General features: G+C 65.9%; 9 protein-coding genes. 3 read left to right on the top strand and 6 right to left on the bottom strand.

Annotation, left to right across the window (positions count from 1 at the left end):
• Positions 1–323: 323 nt before the first annotated feature.
• From FS665_RS13515 to FS665_RS13535, 5 genes are read right to left on the bottom strand one after another with little or no spacing between them, the layout of a single operon-like run.
• Positions 324–890, bottom strand: a complete 567-nt coding sequence (locus tag FS665_RS13515) for an NTP transferase domain-containing protein (protein ID WP_145189025.1) — start codon at positions 888–890, stop codon at positions 324–326.
• Positions 887–1858: an XdhC family protein gene (locus FS665_RS13520; protein WP_145189028.1), complete on the bottom strand. Its 972-nt coding sequence runs from the start codon at positions 1856–1858 to the stop codon at positions 887–889. Before FS665_RS13520 ends, FS665_RS13515 begins: the two co-directional genes overlap by 4 nt.
• Before the next feature lie 3 nt (positions 1859–1861).
• A complete protein-coding gene (locus tag FS665_RS13525; RefSeq protein WP_145189031.1) occupies positions 1862–3073 on the bottom strand; it encodes a cytochrome c in 1212 nt (403 codons plus the stop codon).
• A 2-nt stretch (positions 3074–3075) separates the two neighbouring features.
• Positions 3076–3612 (bottom strand): (2Fe-2S)-binding protein, encoded by a 537-nt coding sequence (locus tag FS665_RS13530; protein ID WP_145189034.1) that lies wholly within the window; start codon positions 3610–3612, stop codon positions 3076–3078.
• The gene (locus FS665_RS13535) at positions 3605–6436 is read right to left on the bottom strand and encodes a xanthine dehydrogenase family protein molybdopterin-binding subunit (RefSeq protein ID WP_145189037.1); all 2832 of its coding nucleotides are present in this window, start codon (positions 6434–6436) and stop codon (positions 3605–3607) included. The genes FS665_RS13530 and FS665_RS13535 overlap by 8 nt, the downstream gene beginning before the upstream one ends.
• A 269-nt stretch (positions 6437–6705) precedes the next feature.
• On the opposite strand from FS665_RS13535, the gene dsbD reads away from it, so the two are divergent.
• Genes dsbD through dsbG form a run of 3 tightly spaced genes read left to right on the top strand, consistent with a single transcriptional unit; the run spans position 6706 to position 10014 of the window.
• Complete coding sequence (dsbD, locus tag FS665_RS13540; RefSeq protein WP_145189040.1) at positions 6706–8418, top strand: protein-disulfide reductase DsbD; 1713 nt, start codon at positions 6706–6708, stop codon at positions 8416–8418.
• On the top strand, positions 8418–9254 hold the full coding sequence (locus FS665_RS13545) for a TlpA family protein disulfide reductase (protein ID WP_145189043.1): 837 nt from the start codon (positions 8418–8420) through the stop codon (positions 9252–9254). The genes dsbD and FS665_RS13545 overlap by 1 nt, the downstream gene beginning before the upstream one ends.
• Position 9255: 1 nt before the next feature.
• Complete coding sequence (gene dsbG / locus FS665_RS13550; RefSeq protein ID WP_145189046.1) at positions 9256–10014, top strand: thiol:disulfide interchange protein DsbG; 759 nt, start codon at positions 9256–9258, stop codon at positions 10012–10014.
• A 77-nt stretch (positions 10015–10091) separates the two neighbouring features.
• Here dsbG and FS665_RS13555 read toward each other — a convergent pair whose 3' ends face one another.
• Positions 10092–23033, bottom strand: coding sequence for a non-ribosomal peptide synthetase (locus tag FS665_RS13555; RefSeq protein WP_145189051.1), 12942 nt, complete (start codon positions 23031–23033; stop codon positions 10092–10094).
• Positions 23034–23105: the final 72 nt, after the last annotated feature.

A 23105-nucleotide genomic window follows, 5' to 3' on the forward strand; every position in this document is an offset into this window, starting at 1 on the left:
AAGGGGGAATTATGGACCTTTTTGTGGCTGCCTTGATGCTTTCAGCGCCTGGGAGATCGAGCGCCGCCCGCGCGGCGCATCGCGAGCTCTGCTCGCTCCTACGTTTGTTTCGGGCCAATTATTCCTGTGGCGTTTGCGCGCATACGCCTTGGCGCCTGACGCGCTATCGCGTCGCACCAACAAGGCGGTCGCGCGCGCCTGTCACAAACGTTATTGGCCCGAAACAACCGTAGGAGCGAGCGCAGCTCGCGATGCGCCGCACGGGCGGCGCTCGATCTCAAGGACGGCACCACCCTCCCGCCCAACCCTTGCGACAGCAGCGTTCACTGGCGCAGTGCATCAGGCGTATCGACATCGCGCAGCACTCCGGCATCTTCGACGGCCAGCCTGATGCAACGGTCCGGATGCGCCTTCACTACCGAACGCGCTCCCTCATCACCCGTCAGCTGCGCAAGCGCTGGCCAGAACTCCCGTCCGAACAACACCGGATGGCCCTGCTGCCCGGCAAGACAAGGCAGCACGATCGTCGACACGCAGGCCTCGCGCGCAAGCAGATCGAGGGTACCGAGTTCCACCCAGGGCATGTCGCCCAGCACGATCGCCACCGCCTGCGCGTCGCTGTCCAGCAGCGACGCGGCGCCCGCCGCCAGACTATGACCTAAGCCCTGCGCGTGATCCGCGCTGCAGATGACCCGGCACGCCGATGGCAAGCCGAGTGCCTCGCCCCGCTCGCCGTCACGCAGCACCACCCGCACATCATCGAACACGGCACAGGCACGTTCGACGCTGTGTACCAGCAAGCTGCGCCCATCGGCCATCAGGGCCCGGCGCTTGTCAGCACCGAAACGCACGCTGCTGCCAGCCGCCAATACCAACGCCACCACACTCACAGCGCCGTCCGCCCGATGCCATTACGCAGGCGCAGAATATCGGCGAGTACCGCCAGGGCGATCTCGGCCGGGGTCTTGCTGCCCAGGTTCAGGCCTATCGGGGCGTGGATCCGCGCCAGCGCCTCGGGGTCCAGGCCGCCGATGCGCTGCAAGCGTTCGCGACGCTTGTCGGAGGTGGCCTTGGAACCCATCACGCCAATGTAAAACGCTTCGGTACGCACCGCTTCAAGCATGGCCAGGTCATCGATTTTCGGATCATGGGTCAATGCAACCACTGCCGTGTCGGCATGGCAACCGCCATTGGCGATAAACACCGACGGCAGCTCGCGGCGCACCTCGATGCCGTCCAGCACCAGGCCTTCGAGCACTTCGTCGCGCGGGTCGCAGAGGATGACTTCAAAGCCCATGGCTTTACCGAATTCGGCACAAAAATGCGCAACGCTCGAGTAGCCTGCCAGCAGCAGCCGCTGGGCAGCGCCAACCCGCAAGCGCACGCGACCACTTTCGCGCTCCACACGCGAACCCTGGCTGGGGCCGTCGCGCAAGTGGCGTTCCCCATTCGGCAGGCTCACCTCGCGCAACAATCGGCGTTGGCCCCGCAGCGCGCCTTCCAGCTCGCGCAGGTGCGCCTGTACGTCACAGTCGGCCGGCAGGTTTTCCACCAGCACCTCGAGCACACCGCCGCAGGGCAGGCGAATGCTGGTGCGCGTGTCGCTGCCATCGCCGTAGCGCACGATGGCAACGGGCTCGGGGAATTCGCCGTGGGCCACGCGCTCGAGAAAGTCATCCTCGACGCACCCGCCCGACAACGACCCCAACCATTGGCCGCTATCGTTGACCGCCAGCAGCGAACCCGGAGCACGCGGCGCCGAACCATAAGTGGCAAGAACGCTGCACAACCACACGCGCTGGCCGTTGCACGACCACTGCAAAGCCTGGCGGATCACCTGCAGATCCAGATGCTGCATGGCTTACTCCGCTTTCAGCTCCGCAACCTGTTGCGGCTGCAGATCACCCGGCAAGCCGCCCCAGGCCTGACGCAGGTAATTGACCATGTCGGTGACCTGGGCGTCGCTGAGCTTGTCGGCAAAGCCTGGCATCGGTTGCATGCGCTCGAAGCCGGTGAATTGCTGCTCACGAATGCCGTCGACGATCGCCTTGACCAAGTTACGCGAGTCGCCCTGGCGCAGCACGGTGTTGCCGCGCATGGCCACGGCGATATGCGGCTTGCCCTCGCCCTCGACCCCATGGCAGCCGGCGCAGACGTTCAGGTACTGCTGGCGGCCACGTCGGGCGCTGTCGCTCATTCCGGTCAGCGCTACCGCCTCGATGACCTTGGCCGCCGGCGGCTGGTCGCCCAGCAGGTAGGTGGCCATGGCGCCCAGGTCGTCGTCGCTTAGGTGCTGGGTGCTGTGGTGCACGACCGGGTACATCTCGTTGAACATGCTGCCCTGGGCGCTGATGCCGTGCTTGAGGAAGGTGGTCAGGTCCGGCTGGCTCCAGCCGCGCTCGGCCAAATCATGAGCCAACAGGCTCGGCGCCAGGTAGCCCAGCAGCAGGCCACCGCTGAGGCGCTGGTCCTGCTGCAGCGCGCCGATGGCGTTGCGCGGGGTATGGCACTCGCCGCAATGGCCCATCACTTCGACCAGATACTGACCCCGCTGCCAGGCCGGGCTGTTGCCCTCGCTCGGCTGCAACTGCACGCTCTTGCCGTAGAGCATGTTCCAGCCGGTCAGGCCCAGGCGTACATTGAACGGAAAGCTCAACTGGGTGCGCGGCGCCGGGCGGCTGATCGGCGCGGTGGTCATCAGGTAAGCCAGGATGGCATCTGAATCTTCGCGCTTGATCAGGTGGTACGAGGTGTATGGCATGGCCGGGTAGAGATTGGCGCCATCCTTGCGCTTGCCTTGAGTCACGGCAGCGAAGAATTCATCGGCGCTATAGGTACCGATGCCGTACTGCTTGTCCGAGGTGATGTTGCTGCCATAGATGGTGCCGAACGGCGAGTGGATCGGCAGCCCACCGGCATAAGGGGCGCCGCCTTCGGCAGTGTGGCAGGCCATGCAGTCGGCCGCGCGGGCCAGGTATTCACCGCGTTTGACCTGATCCTGATCGGCCGCCTGGGCAGCCGCAGCCAAGGTCAGCCCCAAGGCCAGCGCCAGGGCGTTACGAACGAAGCCCATGTTCAACCCTCCTTGACCAGGCCAAGATCGTTGAGCACGGTGCGCGTCGCTTCGTAATACCGCACATAGCCGGTGCAGCGGCAGATGTGATGCCCCAGACTCGTCTCGATGTGCTGTTCCACTTCACTTTGCTTCAACGGCTGACGCTGGGCGCTTTCCACCAGGACCGTGGCGGCATTGACGAAGCCCGGCGCGCAGTAGCTGCACTGGAAGGCGAACAGATCGACGAACTTCTGCTGGATCGGGTTCAGCGTCAGGTTGCCGGCTTCATCGACCTGGGCATGGCCTTCGATGGTGCGCACGGTCTTGCCTTCGAAGTAATGAGCGCCGGTGATGCAGGTGCGCACTTCCTCGCTGGTGCCGTCGGGATGGTCGACGATCACCACGCAGGCGTGGCAGATGCCCTGGCCGCAGCCCAGGCGTGAGCCGGTCAGGTTCTGGTGCTCGTGCAGGTAGTCGATCATTGCCAGGTCGTCGGGGACCTCGACCGGACCGACCGGTTGACCGTTGAGGGTCAGTTGCAGTGGACGGTTAGCCATTGAGGGCCTCCTTGATACGGGCTGGAGTGATGGGAAGGTCGCGCACGCGCTTGCCAATGGCATGTGCCACGGCATTGCCGATGGCACCGACGACCGGAATCATCACCACTTCGGCGATGCCCTTGGACGGGTCGGTCGATGACAGCGGCGGGAGAATTTCGCTGGTCTGTGTCCACACCGCGACATCCCGCGCATGCGGCAGGCGGTAGCGGTTGAAGTTCCAGTCGCCCTCCCCTGGCCCGCCCTCGTACAACGGCATTTCTTCGGTCAAGGCGTGACCGATGCCCATGGCGATGCCGCCTTCGAGCTGGCCCTTGACCAGCTCCGGTACCAGCACCCGGCCACACTCGATCCAGCTGTGGTGATTGAGCACCTGCACGGCGTGGGTGCCCTTGTTGACCTTGACCTCGACCAAGGTCGCCACCGGGCTGTAATAGGTCACCATGGCGTTGTTCAACTGAGTGACCGGATAGGCAGCGTTCTGCCGATCGAGCAGGTGATAGCCGTGGCTGTTCATCTGCGCTTTCTTGGCATTCACCGCGCCGTCGCCGTATTTCACCGCCAGTGCATCGAGCGGGAAGCGCTCGCGCACACCGTCGATGACGAAGTCGGCCTCGGCCCAGCTCCAGCGGTTGAAACCATGCACGCTGACGCCGGTTACCAGGCCCATGTCATGGGCTTTCTGCGCAAGCTGGGCGAACGGAATCGGCGCCATGCCATTGCCAGTCAGTTCGCCGTTGACCCACCGCGCATTTTCGCGGCGCACCACCAGCGGGTTGGCCGAACCACCATGCGGCCCCTGGCTCCAGATGGCCATCGCGGCTGGCCACAGCCCATGGTGGAACAGCACCCGCGCCGCTTCACGCGTGGCATGGCTGAAATAGAAAGCCGAGTTGGTCGCCGACGACGGCGAAGCCAGCTTGCCGACCCAACGCGGATTGCGCAGTGCGCCATCCTGGTCGGCCTGGCTGATCAGGTAGGGATTGCCGCTGGTGGCCAGTTGCAGTTCCGGCCATTCGGTGACCGCGGTCTTCACTTCATCGGCCGAGCGGCCGAGGAAATCGCTGACCACCAGCGCCTGCGAGGTGGACATGCCGGTGCCCAGCTCGGTACCGATGTGACGCAGGCTGATGCGCCCATCGCGGCTGAACTCCACGCTGGCCATCGGCGCTTCGGCGCCGGTGCCGAAGTCTTTCTGACAGATGGCGAAGCCCACCCCGTACCAGTGATCCTGATCCTGCGCATCCATTTGCCGCTTGCGCGCGTCGCGGTTGCGCCAACGCTCGTCGACGGCGGCTTTGTCGAGAATCTCGTACAAGCGCAAGGCCCCGGCAGGCACCGCGCCCTGGGTATTTTTCATGCCCGACTTCAGCGCGTTGGCGCGACGCAGGTCGATGGCATCGACACCCAGGCGACCGGCGATTTCATCGACCATCATTTCCGTGGCCGCCATGCTCTGCAACGTGCCGTACCCGCGCATGGAGCCGGCCTCGACAGCGCGCGAATGGTAGGCGGTGACCGCGAGGTCGTTTTGCGGCATGTAGTAGATCGACTGCGCCGCCGTCGCTCCCACTGCGGCCACCGACGGGCTGTAGTTGATGCGCCCGCCGCCGTCGCAACTCATGTCGGCGCGGAAGATCTTGAAGCTGTTGTCCTTCTTATCCACGGCCAGTTGGTAGCGGATATCGAAGGCGTGGCGCTTGATACCGCTTTGGAACTGCTCGTAGCGGTCGTTGGCCAGGCGAATCGGGACCCCGGCGCCGTACAGCGCCGCCACGGCGGCATAGAAAACGAAGATGTTGTTGTCCTTGGAGCCGTAGCCAACGGTGTAGCCAGGATGCATGTTCAACGACTTCAAGGCGAAGCGCGACGGCTTGATCATGTGCACGCATTCTTGCGCTGCCTCGAACGGGCACTGCGTCGCGACCACAAAATGCAGGGTGCCGCTGGCGGCGTCGTACCAGCCATTGCCGTTGTCCGGTTCGAGCGCCGCCGGCTCGATGGAGGGCGTCTTGTAGCGCTCATCGAAGACCAGCCAGTCTTCTGGCGGGTTTTCCAGCTGCTCGGCCATGCGCTTGGCGTAGAACAGCCCTTGCTCGGTCAGATCGCCATGCTGGTTGGGCGCCTTGGACCACACCGGCTTGCGGTTGAGGATGGTGGGGAACAGCATGGAATTCTTCAGGCTGGAAAATTCATCCTCGTCGAACGGCGTGGCGCCGCCGACCCGCACGAAGCGGAAGCTGCCATACGGGTCGCGCTGGTACAACGCCGCCTGGGCGCCATAGCGGATCGCCTGGTCGTTGAACTGCAACTTGCGCTTGGCCTGGCGGAAGCGCTCGAAGTCGTGCCAGATCAAGATCGCCACCGGGTGGCCGATGAACATCGGCACCTTGCCAGGCGGCAGCAGCGGATCAGGCGAATGCGCCTCGGGCCAGGCGATGCCGTCGTTTTCCAGGTCCGCTGCCGTGACGATGCGGTCGGGCTGCAGATCGGCGCCCAGCAGGCTCAGGTCATGCCCGGCATAAATGCGGTCGGCCTTGGTGGTCTTGAGCAACAGGGCGTGACCTTGCTGGGTCGGCCAGCCGGGCATGTCCTTGGCGCGAATGTCGCGGGCGAACACCTTGTGGCCGCACACCTTGGACAACGCGTCATTGCGAAAACGCGCCTTGCCATCATGGTTCATCCATTTTTGCGGCGAAGTGGTGACGCGCTCCTCCATCAGAGCGGCGAAGGCCTGGCTGCCAAGCGGCGCCATGGTCACGCCGACACCAGCGATCAGGCCGCCCTGCAAGAAGGCGCGCCGGGAAATATCACGGTTGGACATGCTTGTTCCTCTGGGCAGAGAGGGTCTGCCCACTTTTTTTCTGATTCTTGTGCGGGGACTCGGAAGGGTGCGAATCTTGTCACGCGGGTCAGTAAAATCTGACTTGTGCGTCAACTTTAACGCAAGTGGGGGGCGATAAGCAAAGTCAAGTCGACATTATGTCGCGGTGTGTCTGCAGCACCGCGCTTGCACTCGATGTCCATGGTTAACCATGGGTTAATCGATGCCCGCCAGCATGGCCAGCATTGAAGAACTGCCAAGGCGGAGACATGCGCATTTTCCTGCTGTTGCTGACGTTGTTCGTGATCGGCCCGTTGCAGGCCAATCCGTTCGAGACCAAGCCTGATTTCCTGCCCGTGGAACAGGCCTTCGTGCTGACTCACGACCGTCAGGCCGACGGCCAGATGCGCGTGTATTTCCAGATCAAGCCCGGTTACTACCTGTACCAGAAACGCCTGAAATTCGACGGCCTGTCAGCCGATCAACAGCCGCAGTTGCCCCCTGCCTTGAACCATAACGACGAATTCTTCGGCGACAGCGCCGTATACCGCGAGCAGCTCGAGCTGGTGATTCCGGCCACTGCTCAAGGCCAGCTGCGCCTGGGCTGGCAGGGCTGCGCCGACGCCGGGCTGTGCTATCCGCCGCAGACCACGGTGATCGACCTGGGCGGTAAGCCGGCTGCGGTGGCCGAGCAGGCCAGTGACCAGGCGCTGGCCAGCGACCTGCAACGGGCGAGCCTGGCCTGGAGCCTGCTGGCCTTCTTCGGCCTGGGCCTGCTGCTGGCCTTCACACCCTGTTCGCTGCCGATGCTGCCGATCCTGGCCGGGCTGGTACTGGGCAATGGCGCCAGTGCCCGGCGCGGCTGGCTGCTGGCGGGTGTCTATGTGCTGAGCATGGCCCTGGTCTATGCAGGCCTGGGTGTAGTGGCCGCGCTGCTCGGCGCCAGCCTGCAGGCATGGCTGCAGCAACCGTGGCTGCTCGGCAGCCTGGCGGCGCTGTTCATCCTGCTTGCCTTGCCGATGTTCGGCGCCTTCGAGTTGCAACTGCCGGCTGCCCTGCGCGATCGGCTCGACCGTGCCGGGCAAGGCACCCGCGGCGGCAATTTGTACGGCGCAGCGCTGCTCGGTGCGCTGTCTGGCCTGCTGCTCGGGCCGTGCATGACCGCACCGTTGGCAGGGGCACTGCTGTATATCGCCCAGAGCGGCGACGTCCTACAAGGTGCCTTGGTGCTGTTCAGCCTGGGGCTGGGCATGGGCGTGCCGCTGCTGCTGTTGGTGACGTTGGGTAATCGATATCTGCCGCGCCCGGGCGCGTGGATGAACCGGGTCAAGGGCGTGTTCGGCTTCGTGTTCCTCGCCATGGCGCTGTACACCGTGCGCAGCCTGCTTGCTGAACCGTTGGTACTGGCCTTGAGCGGCGCCTGGCTGATCGCCCTGGCCTGGGCGATGTGGCCAGCGCTGCAGCGGCTGCCAGCGTTACGCGCGCTGCCCGTGCTGGCCGGCTTGTGGGGCAGCTTGCTGTTGGTTGGCGCAGCGGCTGGGGGTGACAACCTCTGGCAACCGCTGCAACCCTTTGCCGGGGGGCCGTCCCCGGTTGCACGCACGCCTGGCGAGCACGGTTTCGTCACCCTCGACAGCCCCGAGGCGCTGCAACGCGAACTCGATGCCGCCCGTGCCGCCGGGCAATGGGTCATGGTCGATTACTACGCAGACTGGTGTGTATCCTGCAAAGTCATGGAAAAGCAGGTGTTCAGCCGCGCGGACGTACAGGCCAGCCTCACCGGCGTGCGCTTGCTGCGCCTGGACGTCACCGCCGACTCTGCCGCCAGCCGCGCCCTGCTGCAGCGTTATCAAGTACCCGGCCCACCCAGCATCGTCTGGCTGGGCCCGGAAGGCGATGAGCGTCGCGCTCGACGCATCACCGGGGAAGTCGATGCCGATGCATTCCTGCAACACTGGACCGCCACCCGGAGCCAAGGCTGATGCTCACCGTAACCCTCGGGCCGCTGACCCTGGCCCTCAATCATCTGCTGATGCTCAGCGCCCTGCTGGTCGCGACCCTGGTGGGCTGGCGGGTCGCCCGGCGCGGCGGGCAAAGCCCTGAGTCGGCCCTGTTCAACCTGTTCGTGATCGGTGTGCTGTGCGCTCGCCTGGGCTTTGTGCTGGCCTACTGGCCGATGTACCGCAACGATCCGCTGCAGATGATCGACATCCGCGATGGCGGCTTCCTGCTGTGGTCCGGGTTGCTCGGCATCGTCCTGGCCAGCCTGTGGCAAGGCTGGCGCCAGCCCGGCCTGCGCCGCCCGCTGGCCTGGGCGCTGTTCAGCGGAGCGTTGTTCTGGGGCATGACCAGCCTGGGCAGCCACCTGTACAGCAAGGGTACCGAGCTGCCGGCGCTGAGCCTGCGCGACGCTGCCGGCCAATCGGTGGCGCTGCACAATTACCGCGGCAAGCCGTTGGTGATCAATATCTGGGCCACCTGGTGCCCGCCCTGCCGACGGGAAATGCCGGTGCTGCAGCAAGCCCAGGGCGAATACCCCCACGTCACGTTCATCTTCGTCAACCAGGGCGAAACCCCGGAAAACGTCAGCACCTTCCTCGCCACCACCGGCCTGAGCCTGACCCATGTGCTGTTCGACGGCACGGGCTCTCTGGCCCAGCGGGTGGGTTCGATGGCCTTGCCAACCACCTTGTTCTACGACGCCGATGGCCGCCTGATCGGCAGCCATCTCGGCGAGCTGTCCCGGGCCAGCCTGCGCCATGCCCTGGAACCTTTCGAACGGGCCAAGTCGCCCGCCTCTGCCGCACAAGGAAACTGACATGCGATTGACTGCTCTGCTGCCCCTGACCTTGGCCCTGCTGGCCGCTCCGCTGGTGCAGGCCGAAGACCTGCCCATGGCTATCCAGCGACTGCAAGCCAAGGGTGCCGAGATCAAAGGCAGCTTCGATGCCCCCAACGGCCTGCGTGGCTACGCCGCGCAATACCACAACAACGCCCTGGCGCTGTACCTCACCGCCGACGGCAAGCACGTGCTGGTGGGTAACCTGTTCGATGAACAGGGCAAGGACCTGAGCGCCGAACCGCTGCAAAAGCTGGTCTATGCGCCGATGAGCAAGGAAATCTGGGCCAAGATGGAAAAGACCGCCTGGATCGCCGACGGCAAGGACAGCGCCCCACGCAAGGTCTATCTGTTCAGTGACCCCAATTGCCCGTACTGCAACATGTTCTGGGAACAGGCCCGCCCGTGGGTCGAGTCGGGCAAGGTGCAGCTGCGCCACATCATGGTCGGCATCATTCGCGAGGACAGCCCTGGCAAATCCGCCGCCTTGCTGGCCGCCAAAGATCCCGCCAAGGCCCTGCACGAGCATGAAAAGGCGGGCAAGGCGAGCAGCCTCAAAGCGCTGCAGCAAGTGCCGCCCGCCGTACAAGCAAAGCTGGCGGCGAACATGGCGCTGATGCAGGAGATGGGCTTGCAGGCTACCCCCGCCATTTTCTACCAAGATGAGCAGGGCAACCTGCAGAGCCAGCAAGGCGCGCCGCGGCCTGAGGCCCTGGAGAAGATTCTCGGTAAGCGGTGAGCTGCCAATCGCCAGCTCAAGCCTGACATCGAGCAGCAACGCTCGCCGGCACTGGGGCGCTAAGCGCCCCTACGTGTTTAAAGCCCCTCCAACTCGGCCATCAAGTCACTGAGCCGATCCGCCTTGGCTTCATCCAGCCCGGCGCCCTGCATGCCGCGCACATACTCGGCCAGCTCCTGCACGGTGCTGCATTCGAACATCGCCCGCAGCGGCACATTCAGTTGCAGCTGTTTCTGCACGCGCGAGGCGATCTGCGTGGCCAGCAGCGAATGCCCGCCCAGTTCGAAGAAATTGTCGTGCACCCCGACCCGCTCGACCTTGAGCACTTCTGCCCAGATTTCGGCCAGGGTCTGTTCGAGCTCATCACGTGGGGCCAGATAAGCCTGGCCGTGCTGAGCGCCAATGGCGAGTGCGGGCAGCGCCTTGCGGTCGAGCTTGCCGTTGGCGTTGCGCGGCAGAGCGGGCAACCAGCCCCAATGCAGCGGCACCATGTACTCCGGCAGCTCGGCGCGCAGGCGTTGCTTGATCTGCTCCAGCAACACGGGCTGCTCGCCCGCCGCGCAATGAGCGACCAGATAGCCGACCAGGTGCTTGCCATTGGCGCCCTCCTGCACGCCCACCGCGGCGTCGCGGACTTGCGCATGCTCATGCAGGCGCGCCTCGATCTCGCCCAGCTCGATGCGATAGCCGCGAATCTTCACCTGATGGTCGATGCGACCGACGTACTCGAACACCCCGTCCGGACGCTGACGCGCCAAGTCGCCGGTGCGATACAGACGCTCGCCCGGGGCACCGTGCGGGTGCGGCACAAAGGCCAGGGCGGTGCGCACCGGGTCGCCGACATAACCACGGCCCACGCCGGTGCCTGCCACGCACAGCTCACCCACCGCACCCAGCGGGACCAGCGTCTGCGCCTCGCTGAACAGGTACAGGCGGTTGTTGTCGGTCGGCGTGCCGATCGGCAGGTAGCTGCCCTGGGTCGAGGCCTGGTCGACACGGAAGAAAGCCACGTCGTCCGAGCATTCGGCCGGGCCATAGGCGTTGACCAAGCCGACCTGCGGATATCGCTGCAGCCACTGGGCGGCGAGCTCAGGCGGCATCGCTTCGCCGGTCGGCAGCATCCAGCGCAGGCCCCCCAGCGCCTGGTGATCGCTGGCCAGCATGCCTTGAATCAACGACGGCACGCTTTCGAGCACGGTGATGCCGGTGGCCTGCACATGCGCCAGCAGGCCTTGCGGGTCGTGGGCGATGGCATTCGGCACGATCTCGATCCGCGCACCGAACAACGGTGCGGCCAGGAACTGCCAGACCGAGATGTCGAAGCTTTGCGAAGCGGTCTGGGCGATCACGTCGTGCTCGCTCAGGGCCAGGTACGGCACTTTGCTCAGTTGGTTGTTGAGCATGCCGCGCTGCTCGACCATCACGCCCTTGGGCAACCCGGTCGATCCGGAGGTGTAGATCACATAGGCGAGGTTTTCCGGCCCGCTGTAGATGCCGGGGTCATGGCTGGCGACCGTGCTTGCCTGGACGTCTTCCCAGACCAGCAACTGCGGCCTGGCTACTCCGGCCAGCTCATCGAGCAACGACCGCGCCTGCTCGGCACAAGCGGCACTGCACACCAGAACCGGTGTGCGGCTCAGTTCGACGATGCGTTGCAGGCGCGCTGACGGCAGCCCAGGGTCGAGCGGCAGGTAGCCGGCGCCGGCCTTGAAGCTGCCGACGATCATGCCCAGCAACGACAGACCGCGCTCGGCCAGCAGCGCCACCGGTTGATCGATAGCGACGCCCGCTGCCAGCAGGGCATGACCCAGACGGTTGGCGGCCAGGTTCAACCCAGCGTAATCGTAGGCACCTTCCAGGCAGCGGGCCACGGTGCGCTGCGGATGCGCCGCGACCTGCGCTTCGAACAGCGCGGCGTAGCTCTGCGTCAGGGGGTAGACGCGCTCGGTGCGGTTGCAGTGTTCGAGCACAAAGCGCTGTTCCGCCTCGCCAAGCAGTGGCAAGGCACTGACCTGGCCGTCAAAGCCGTGCACCAGCGCCAGCAGCAGGCGCTTGAACTCAGCCAGCAGGCGCTCGACCGTCGGGTAGTCGAAATAGCGCTGGTCGAACGACAGGTGCAGGCCCAGGTCGTCGCCTGGGTAGCACACGGCGGTCAAGGGGAAATTGGTGTGCGTGCGCCCTGAATCGGAGCTGGCGTTCAGGTGCTGGGCATGGTCGAGCACGGCGGTTTCCACCGGGGCGTTCTCGAACACGAACAGGCTGTTGAACAGCGGCTGGCCTTTGGGCAGTTCGCTGCAATCCTGGATCGCCACCAGCGGCAGGTACTCGTACTCGCGCAGCTCCATGTTGCGCTCCAGCAGTCCTTGCAGCCATTGCCGGACGCTGCACAGCTGGCCCAGCTGCGGCAGTTGCACACGCAGGGCGATGCTGTTGATGAACAAGCCGACAGTACGCTGCAGGTGCGGCATGCTGACCGGTCGTCCGGCCACGGTCACCCCAAAGGCCACGTCGCGCTCGCCGCTGTAGCGCGCCAGGACCAAGGCCCAAGCGGCCTGGGCGAAGGTGTTGACGGTCAGCTGGTGCGCCTGGGCCAGTTCCCGCAGGCGCACACCATCGCTGACCTCCAGGCGGGTGTAGCAGTCGCCGACGCGCATGCCGTCACCGGCGTGGTCGTGGCGCAGCGGACGGTCACTGGGCAGCGCCGTGGCCCGCTCGAAACCGGCCAGGTTGGTTTGCCACCAGTGGCGCGCCTCAGCCAGATCCTGGCGTTGCAGCCAGCCGATGTAGTCGCGGTAGCGTGGCGGCGCCGGCAGTTGCGCCGCACGGCCCTCGCCCAGGGCCTGGTAGAGTTCGAAGAAATCGTTCATCAACAGCGAGCGGCACCAGGCATCGATGAGGATGTGGTGGTTGCTCATCATGAACCAGTAGCGTGCGTCGGCAACACGTATCAGGCGCAGGTGGAAGGGCGCTTCGCGCAGCAAGTCGAAACCGGCTTCGCGCTCTTGCTGGTGCAGCGCTTGCAAACGCGCTTCCTGCGCAGCGTCGTCCAGCTCACGCCAGTCCTGATAATCCACCTCGGTGTGGCCTGGCTTGTGGATGATCTGCAGCATGGTCTGCCCGGCGTTCCAGCTGAACGAGGCGCGCAAGGCTTCGTGACGCGCCACCACGGCCTGCCAGGCCTGGGCAAAACGTGCAGGGTCCAGGGCGCTGTTGATGCGATAACGGTCCTGCATGTAGTACAGGCCTGTGCCGGGTTCGAGCAGGGTGTGCAGCAGCATGCCCTCTTGCATGGGCGTCAGCGGATAGACATCTTCGATGCAGGCCGGCGCTACCGGCAGTTGATCGATCTGCTCCTGGGTCAGGTGCGCCAGTGGGAAGTCCGAGGGCGTGAAACTGCCATTGCCATCGGCCAGGCAATGCTCGATCAACGCCAGCAACTCCAGGCGGTAGGCGTCGGCCAAGCCTGCGATGGTGCTGTGTTCGTAGCGTTCGCCACTGTAGGTCCAGCGCAGTTGCAACGCCCCGCCATAGACCTGGCCGTCGACGCTCAGCCAGTTGGGCAGCGCAGCATCCGCATCATGGGCAAGCCCGGCGGGGGCGTCCAACGGCAGCAGCAAGGCATCCTCGGCGAACTGCTGGTCGAACTGCCCGAGGTAGTTGAAGGTGATACGCGCCTGGGGCAGCGCCGCCATCTGCTCACGTACCGGGGCCTCGGCCAAGTAGCGCAGCACGCCATAGCCCAGGCCCTTGTGCGGGACCTGGCGCAATTGCTCCTTGATCGCCTTGATCGAGCTGGCACGTGCGCCATCGTCGTCGCCGGCCAGGGGGCTCAAGCGCAGGGGATAGGCATTGGTGAACCAGCCAACGCTGCGGGTCAGGTCCATGTCTTCGAACAGACCGTCGCGGCCGTGGCCTTCGAGCTGCACCAGCACCTGCGAATGCCCGCTCCAGCGGCACAGGGTGCGCGCCAGTGCGGTCAGCAGCAGGTCGTTGACCTGGGTGTGATACGCCGCAGGCGCCTGTTGCAACAGTTGCCGGGTCTGCTCGGCATCCAGGCCGATGCTCAGGGTCTGGGCATGACGCTGCAGATTACCGCCCTGGGGGTGGTCGCACGGTAGCTCGAAACCGACCTCGGCGAGCTGCGTTTGCCACCACCGCGCCTCGTCGCGCAGCGAATCGCTGCCCGCATAGCTGTGCAGGCGCGCGGCCCAGTCGGCCATGGCGTGGCTCTTGGCCGCCAACGCCTGGCCACGGTACAGCGCCTGCACATCCTCGAGCAGTACCCGCCAGGAAACCCCATCGACCAGCAGGTGGTGAATCGCCAACAGCAAGCGCTGGGCGCCGCTGGCGTCGCTCACCAGCAACGCGCGCAGCAGCGGGCCGCGCTGCAGATCGAGGCTGCGCTGCACATCGGTGTACAGCGCCTGGCAACTGTCGAAGTCGCTCACCGTCGCGCTCCACAGCAATTGCTCGGTGGCAGCCTGGGTGAAGGTCGCCTGACGGCCGTGGAAGCGTAGGCGCAAGCTGTCGTGATGCGCCACCAGCGCGTCCAGCGCGCGCTCCAGGGTCGCCGCGTCCAGTGGCTGCACGGCTTGCAGCAGCACGGCTTGGTTCCAGTGCTGCGGCTGCACCACATCACTGTCGAAGAACCAGTGTTGAATCGGTGTCAATGCGCTGCTGCCGACCCGCAGGCCCTGGTCGATGCTGCTGGGCGCCACGCTGACGCTGACCACCGCCGCCAAGGCCTGGATGGTCTGGTGCTGGAACAGGTCGCGGGGCGTGAACTGCAAGCCCAGTTGACGGGCACGGCTGACCACCTGGATCGACAGGATCGAATCGCCGCCCAATTCGAAGAAGTTGTCCTGCACACCCACCCGCGGCAGATTCAGCACCTCGGCCCAGACGTGGGCCAGCTGGCGCTCAAGCTCGCTGGTCGGGGCCTGGTAATGCCAGCGCGCCTGTTCCAGGTCAGGCATTGGCAAGGCCCGGCGATCGAGCTTGCCGTTGCCCATCAGCGGCAGGCTGTCGAGCAGCACCAGGTGCGCGGGCACCATGTAGTCAGGCAAATGCAAGCGGGCCTCGGCCTTCACCGCTTCACGCAGCTGCGCTTGCCGCTCGCTTGCGGCGTTGGCGTGCCGACACACCAGATAGCCCACCAGCTGCTTGCCGCCCGGCAGATCCAAGGCCAGAACCACGGCTTCATCGACCTCGGCATGGGCCTGCAAGCGGCTTTCGATTTCCCCCAGCTCGATCCGGAAACCGCGAATCTTCACCTGCTGGTCGGCGCGGCCGATGTATTCGACCAGGCCATCGCTGCGCAGGCGCACCAGATCGCCGGTGCGGTACAGCCGCCCGCCGTCGCGGCTGAACGGGTCGGCAATGAAACGCTCGGCGCTCAGGCCAGGCCGCTGGTGATAACCCTGGGCCAGGCCTGCACCGCCAATGTACAGCTCGCCGATGCCGCCTTGCGCCAGCAAGGCCAGGTCGTCATCGAGAATGTAGGCGCTGCGCGCGCCGATCACCCGGCCGATCGGCACGCTGCCAGCGTCGCCAGGCAGGGTCGGCGGGGCCAGGCAGGCCAGCGGCATGACCACGGTTTCAGTGGGGCCGTAGGCATTGAACACCTGCTGCGGGGCAAAGGCCTGGCGGATCCGCTGCAGGTGCTCGCCGGTCAATGCTTCGCCACCGGTGATCACCAGCCGCACCGCCAACTGCTCGCCCTGACTGGCCAGGTACTGCGCCAACTGGCTGCCGTAGCTTGGGGTGAAACCAAGAATGCTCACCTGCTGCTCGCGCACCAGCTGGCAGATTTCCTCGGCGCCCCACTGGCCCTGGCCGCGCAGCACGACCCGCGCACCGCACAGCAGCGGCGTCAGCAGGCGCTCACTGGCGGCATCGAAGTTGATCGAATAGAAATGCAATTCGCAGTCATCGCTGCGCATGCCGAATGCCTTGATCACCGCCTGGCAGTGCATGGCGATTTCACCGTGGCTGACCACCACGCCCTTGGGCTGGCCAGTCGAGCCTGAGGTGTAGATCAGGTACGCCTGATGCTGTGCAAGGTTGGTGTTATCCAGCGGCGCTGCGCTGTAGGCCTCAAGCGCTGGCGCATCGTCTTCCAGGCTCCAGCGGGTCACGCCGGACGGCAACTCGCCCAAAGCCTGCAGCAGCCCGCGCTGGCTCAACAGCAGGCCGATGCCGCTGTCCTCGATCATGTAGCGCAAGCGGTCGAGCGGGTACTCGGGGTCGAGCGGCACGTAGGCACCGCCGGCCTTGAGGATCGCCAGCAGGCCCACCACCATCGACAACGAGCGCTCGAGCGCCAAGCCCACCCGTACTTGCGGGCCGACACCACGCTCGCGCAGGGCGCGGGCCAGGCGGTTGGCCTGCTGATCGAGCTCGGCATAGCTCATGTGCTGCCCGGCGAAGGTCAGCGCCTGGGCATGCGGGGTACGTGCAGCCTGGGCGGCGAACAGCCCATGCACGGTGTGTTCGAGGGACAGGCCCTGCTCGCCTTGCAGCTGACCGATCAGCACGTGCCGTTCGGCCTCGCTGAGCATCGGCAACTCGCACAGGCGTCGCTGCGGATCATCGAGCAGCCCCACCAACAGCTGCTGCCAGTGTTCGGCCATGCGCGCAATGCGGGGTGCGTCGAACAAGTCGCGGCTGTAGGTCAGGCAGCAACCCAGACGGCCATCCAGATCGGTGACTTCCAGGTACAGGTCGAACTTGGTCGCACTGGCATCGTTGACCAGGTAATCGACCTGCATGCCGGCCAGCGTGCGGCTTTGCTGGAAAGCCCAGCGCTGCACGTTGCACATCACCTGGAACAGCGGATTGTAGGCGCTGCTGCGCGGTGGCTGCAGGGCTTCGACCAGTTGTTCGAAGGGCAGGTCCTGGTGCGACTGGCCTTCGATGGCGGCCTGGCGTACTTGCTCGAGCAAGGCAGCGGCGCTCATCTGCCCGTCCAGCTCGCAGCGCAGCACCTGGGTGTTGAGGAAGGCGCCGATCAGGCCTTCGCTCTCCGGGCGAATGCGGTTGGCCACCGGCGCACCGATGCGCAGGTCGCGCTGGCCGCTGTAGCGGTGCAGCAGCGCGGCCAAGGTGGCGGTCATGGTCATGAACAAGGTGAGCCCGTGCTGCTGGTTGAACGCGTGCACGCGGGCCACCAGCGCCGGATCCAGATCGAAGCGGTACAGCTCGCCTTGGTGGCTCTGCACCGCTGGACGCGGGCGGTCGGCAGGCAGTGCCAGCACCGGGTGCTCATCGCCCAGGCGCGCCTGCCAGTAGGCCAACTGCCGTGCGCCCTCGCCGCCCTCCAGCCATTGCCGTTGCCACACGCTGTAGTCCAGGTACTGCACGGGCAGCGGCAGCAAAGGCGACTCGCGGTCGTCGACGAAGGCCTCATACAGCTCGCCCAACTCGCGCGCGAAGATGTCCATGGCCCAGCCTTCGGTGACGATGTGATGCAGGGTCAGGACCAAGTAGTGCTCGCGCTCCTGCGCCTTGACCAGGCAGGCGCGCAGCAGCGGGCCACGCTCCAGGTCGAAAGGCTGGTGCGCCTGGTCGTCGGCCAGCTGCTGCAAACGCTGCTGGCGATGCGCGTCGGACAAGGCGGTGAAGTCCTCCCAGTGCAGCTGCAGGCCGGCGTCGCTGGCCACACACTGGTAAGGCACCCCGTCGATGCTCGGGAAGGTGGTGCGCAGGGTCTCGTGGCGCATTATCAACGCCTGCAACGCGCGTTCGAAGGCATCCACATGCAGTGCCCCGCGCAGCCGCGCCATGCCACCGACGTTGTAGGCGGGACTGTCCGGCTCCATCTGCCAGAGGAACCACATGCGCTGCTGGGAATACGACAGCGGCACCGCCTGGCGGCGGTCGACGATGGCGATCGGGCCTTGCCGATCGTGTTCACCTGCCGCGCGTATGCGTTCGACCTGGGCACAGAATGCGCCCAGCTCGCTGGCCTCGAACAGCACCTTCAGCGGCAGCTCCACATCGCACGCCTGGCGGGTCCGCGAGACAATCTGGGTAGCGAGCAACGAATGTCCACCGAGGGCGAAGAAGTCATCATTCAGGCCGATCTCGTTCAGGCCCAGCACCTCGCGCCAAATGCCGGCGACCTGCTGCTGCAGCGCGGTCTGCGGCGCGACATGCGCCCGCTGCTGCCAGACTGGCGCCGGCAAGGCGTTACGGTCGAGCTTGCCGTTGGGTCCGAGCGGCATCTGTGCGAGGCTGATCAGCTGCGCCGGTACCATGTAGGCCGGGAGCTGCTCGGCCAGGGCCGCCAGCAGCGTCTGCGCCTGGGCAACGCCACTGAAATAGCCGACCAGCTGCGCCGCGAGGGCATCCTGATGAACCAGCACCACAGCGTGCTCCACACCCGGCTGGGCCAGCAGGCACGCTTGCACTTCTTCGGGCTCGACCCGGAAACCACGCACTTTCACCTGCTGGTCAAGACGACCCAGGTACTCCAAGGCCTGACTTGGCACCAGCCAGCGAGCGCGGTCGCCACTGCGGTACACGCGGGCGCCGTTGCCATCGGTCTGCGGTACGAAGCGTTCGGCGGTCAAGCCGGGGCGCCCCAGGTAACCGCGGGCCAAGCCGGCGCCACCCAGGTAAAGCTCGCCGGGCACACCCGGCGCGCTCAGTTGCAGTTCATCGTCCAGCACCCGGCACAGCACGTTGCCCAGCGGGCGGCCAATCGGCGCGCGCGCGCCATCTTCAGCGCGGCTGTGCCAGTGGGTGACGTTGATGGCGGTTTCGGTCGGCCCGTAGCGGTTGTGCAATTGCACCTGCGGCAGCAGCTGCAGCACACGGTCGCGCAGTGGCGCCGACAGTGCCTCGCCGCCACTGAACAGGCGGCGCAGGCTGGTGCACGCAGCGGCCTGGGGCTCCTGCACGAACACCTGCAACAGCGGCGGCACGAAGTGCAGCGTGGTCACGCCGTGGGCTTGCACCAGGGCGGCGATTCGCTGCGGATCACGGTGCTCACCAGGGCCGGCCAGCACCAGCTTGCAGCCGCTGAGCAACGGCCAGAAGCATTCCCACACCGACACGTCGAAGCTGATCGGCGCTTTTTGCATCAGCACATCACTGGCATCCAGCGCATAGGTGGCCTGCATCCATTGCAGGCGTTCAGCCAGCGCCGCATGGGTGTTACCCACGCCCTTGGGCTGGCCGGTGGAGCCGGAGGTATAGATCACATAAGCCAGGTTTTCGCCGTGCAAGCGCAGGCCTGGCGCATGGCTGGGCCAGCTGTCCAGGTGCAACTGGTCCAGGGCGATGGCACTGACCCCGTCCACCTGCGGCAACGTGCCGAGCAAGCTGCTGTGACTGAGCAGCAGCGCGGCCTGGCAGTCACCGAGCATGTAGGCCAGGCGCTCTGCCGGGTAGTCGACGTCCAATGGCACATAGGCGCCGCCGGCCTTGAGAATGGCCAGCACGCCGACCAACAACTGCGGCGAGCGTTCGAGGGCGATCGCCACACAGGTGTCGGGGCCGACGCCTTTATCGCGCAGGTAATGGGCCAGGCGGTTGGCCTGTTGGTGCAGGCTGGCATAATCGAGGCTGCCCCCGTCCCAGACCAGCGCCGTGCGCTGCGGGGTCAGGCGCGCTTGCTCGTTGAGTTGCTCCACCAGCAGGCGCTGCGCGCCAGGCATCGGCGCCTGGCCCCAGTCAAGCAACTGCGCACGGCTTTGCTCATCGAGCAATTGCACTTCAGCCAGGGGTAATCGCGCCTGCGTGCTGACTTGCTCGAGCAGTGCCAGCAGCTGCTGGGCCAGACGCTCGATGGTGGCGCGGTCGAACAGTTCGGCGGCGTAGTCGAACGACAGGCGCAAACGGCCGTGGTGGTCTTCCTCACTGTGCAGTTGCAGGTCGAACTTGGCTTCGCGGCTGTGCCAGGGCAGCTCTTCAGCCAACAGCCCGGGCAAGCGGCGCAGCGCCGACAGGTCACGCTGCTGGTGGTTGAACATGACCTGGAACAGGCCCTGCTCACGGGCCTCGGGCAGCGCTTCGAGCAGTTGCTCGAACGGCAGGTCCTGGTGGGCCTGGGCATCGAGCGTGGTTTCGCGCACCTGGCTAAGCAATTGGGCGAACGGCATGCGCCCGTGCAACTGCGCGCGCAGGACCTGGGTATTGATGAAGAAGCCGACCAGGCCCTGGGTTTGCTGGCGCGGGCGGTTGGCGTTGGGCACCCCGACACGGATGTCCTGCTGGCCCGTGTGGCGATGCAGCAATGCTTGCCAACCGGCCAGCAGCACCATGAACAGGCTGGCATTTTGCTCGCGGGCCAGGGCCTTGAGGGCATCGGCCAGTCCGCCGGGCACCTTCACGCTCAGGCGGGCAGCGCGGTGGCTGCGCTGGCTGGCGCGCGGCTGGTCGGTGTGCAGGTCCAGTACCGGCAAGCTGTCGCCGAGCGCCGCTTGCCAGTAGGCCAGTTGCCGTGCGCGCTCGCCCTCGGCCAGCCACTGGCGCTGCCAGCTGCCATAGTCGGCGTAGCCCAGGACCAGCGGCGCCAGCTTGGCATCCGTGCCTTGGCAATGGGCGGCATACAGCTGGGCGAATTCCTCGAGCAGGATGTTCAGCGACCAGCCGTCGGCGACGATGTGGTGCAGGGTCAGCCACAGTTGGTGCTCTTCATCGTCCAGGCGTGCCAGGGTCACACGCAGCAGCGGGCCTTGGATCAGGTCGAACGGTTGCTGCGCCTCCTGCTCACGGCGCGCAGCCACGTGCTGCGCATCCAGGCCATGCAGATCCAGGCGCTGCACGTGCAGCGCCTGGGCCGGCAGTATGTGCTGCAGCGCCTGGCCATCCACTTCGCTGAAGCGCGTGCGCAACGACTCATGGCGCGCCACCAAGGCCTGCAAGGCGCCTTCCAAGGCGGACTGGTCCAGCTCGCCGCGCAAGTGCAGGCCAGCCGGAATGTTGTAGGCGGCAGACTGCGGTTGCAGTTGCCAGGTCAGCCATAAACGGTTCTGCGCCAATGACTGCGGCAGGGCCTGATCGCGGCTGTGCAGCGCGATGGCTGCCGCTTCGCCGCCGCCTTGCGCAACGCTGGCGGCGACCGCCGCGCTGTATTCGGCCAGGATCGGGGTTTCGAACAGGGTGCGCAGGCTCAGCGCCACCCCAAGGGTTTCGCCCAGCTGCGCCGTGACCTGGGTGGCGGCGATCGAGTTTCCCCCCAACAATAGGAAATGATCGTCCGCAGCGACCGTTTCGAGCTTGAGCACTTCGCACCAAGTGGCGGCGACCAGGGCCTGCAGGTCATCACCAGCCGCTGCGGGCACCGCGCGCGAGGCAGCCGTCGGGAAGCGCGCATAGCAATCCAGGCTGCCGTCTTCCAGGCGCAGGCGGCAGGCCGAGCGTTGCAGTTTGCCGCTGGAGGTCTTGGGCAAGGCGCCAGGGTTGAGCAGCAGCACGACCGCCGGCGCCTGCCGGCAGGCCTCGGCGATGACCTGACGCAGGCGCTTGATCAGCTCGTCAGGCAGCACCGACTTCTGCACATTGCGGCTGATTTCCACCGCCACGCCGATGCCCTCCTCGCCCTGATCGTCGACGGCGAACACCGCCACGCGGCCCTTACGCAGGACCTCGACCTCGCGCTCCAGGGTCTTTTCCAGATCCTGAGGGTAGAGGTTCTGGCCACGGACGATGAGCATGTCTTTCAAGCGCCCGGTGACGAACACCTCACCGCCGCGCATGAAGCCCAGATCGCCAGTGCGCAGCCAGGTCTGGCCGTCGCTTTCGACGAAGGTGCGCGCCGTGGCTTGCGGGTTGCGCCAGTAACCCAGGGCGATACTGGGGCCTGCGGCCCAGATTTCGCCGATGCAGTTGTCCGCCACCGGCTGCAACTGCTGCGGCTCGACGATACGCACGCGGTGGCCAGGTTGCGGATAGCCGCAGCTCATCAGCACGCTGCCGGATCCAGCCTCGGCACGATTGGCCGCCAGCGCCTGGGCGTCCACCTCCAAGGCCGGGATGCCTTGGCCGCGGCGACTGCCGCTGACGAACAAGGTCGCCTCGGCCAGGCCGTAACTGGCGAAGAAACTGTTTGGCTGGAAACCGCAGGCCGCGAATTTGTCGGCGAAGCTGCTCAAGCTATCCTGACGAATCGGCTCAGAGCCCGAGTAGGCCACGCGCCAGCGGCTCAGGTCGAGGCCGGCCATGGCTGCCTGGCTGATGCGCTCGCTGCACAGGCGGTAGGCGAAGTCCGGCCCGCCGCTGATGGTGCCACCGTATTCGCTGATGGCCTGCAACCAGCGCTGCGGACGCGCCAGGAAGTAGCCCGGCGACATCAGCACGCAGGGCACGCCGCTGAAGATCGGCTGCAGCAACCCGCCGATCAAGCCCATGTCGTGGTACAGCGGCAACCAACTGACGATCACATCATCCGGGTTCAGGTCGATCCCAAAGCCTGCGCGGATCAGTTGCTCGTTGGCCACCAGGTTGCCATGGCTGACCTGCACGCCCTTGGGCAGCGCGGTCGAGCCTGAGGTGTACTGCAGGAAGGCGATGTCGTCGGGCATCAGCGCAGGTTCGCGCCAATCCGCCGCCAGGCTCGGGTCGAGCTGGTCCACGGCGAGCAACTGTGGGGCGTCAGCGCCGTTGAGGGCCTCCAACTCGCGTAGGCTGTCGGTCAGCGCCGCAACGGTCAGCAGCAGACGCGGCTCGGCATCGTCGATGATCGATAGCAGACGCTCCTGGTGATGACGACGGGCCGATTCCGGCGGATAGGCTGGCACGGCGATGATACCGGCGTACAGGCAACCAAAGAACGCCGCGACATAGTCAGGCCCACTGGGAAACAGCAGCACTGCCCGCTCGGCGAACCCGGCACGCGCTTGCAAGGCTGCGGCGATGGTGCGCGCACGCGCGTCCAGGTCGCGGTAGCTGAGCACGGCCTGCTCGCCCGGCGCATCTGCCAGAAAGCGCAGGGCGATGCGGTGCGGAGTCGAGGCGGCGCGTTGCGCCAGGGCCTGGACCAGCGAGAGCGGGAGTTCGAAGGCGTCCGTCATGGGGGGTTCCTGCCAGTGTCTGGATGGGGCGGGCTGCTGTCCGACGCCGGGTCGGAGCAGTGGCTGCAGCCG

This window comes from Pseudomonas sp. URMO17WK12:I11 (assembly GCF_007677725.1).
Taxonomy (GTDB): Bacteria; Pseudomonadota; Gammaproteobacteria; order Pseudomonadales; family Pseudomonadaceae; genus Aquipseudomonas.

What these genes read in the sequence shown, in the direction of transcription:
- FS665_RS13520 (WP_145189028.1), bottom strand. Translation starts at nt 1,858, where the DNA reads ATGCAGCATCTGGATCTGCAGGTGATCCGCCAGGCTTTGCAGTGGTCG.
- FS665_RS13525 (WP_145189031.1), bottom strand. Translation starts at nt 3,073, where the DNA reads ATGGGCTTCGTTCGTAACGCCCTGGCGCTGGCCTTGGGGCTGACCTTG.
- FS665_RS13530 (WP_145189034.1), bottom strand. Translation starts at nt 3,612, where the DNA reads ATGGCTAACCGTCCACTGCAACTGACCCTCAACGGTCAACCGGTCGGT.
- FS665_RS13535 (WP_145189037.1), bottom strand. Translation starts at nt 6,436, where the DNA reads ATGTCCAACCGTGATATTTCCCGGCGCGCCTTCTTGCAGGGCGGCCTG.
- dsbD (WP_145189040.1), top strand. Translation starts at nt 6,706, where the DNA reads ATGCGCATTTTCCTGCTGTTGCTGACGTTGTTCGTGATCGGCCCGTTG.
- FS665_RS13545 (WP_145189043.1), top strand. Translation starts at nt 8,418, where the DNA reads ATGCTCACCGTAACCCTCGGGCCGCTGACCCTGGCCCTCAATCATCTG.
- dsbG (WP_145189046.1), top strand. Translation starts at nt 9,256, where the DNA reads ATGCGATTGACTGCTCTGCTGCCCCTGACCTTGGCCCTGCTGGCCGCT.
- FS665_RS13555 (WP_145189051.1), bottom strand. Translation starts at nt 23,033, where the DNA reads ATGACGGACGCCTTCGAACTCCCGCTCTCGCTGGTCCAGGCCCTGGCG.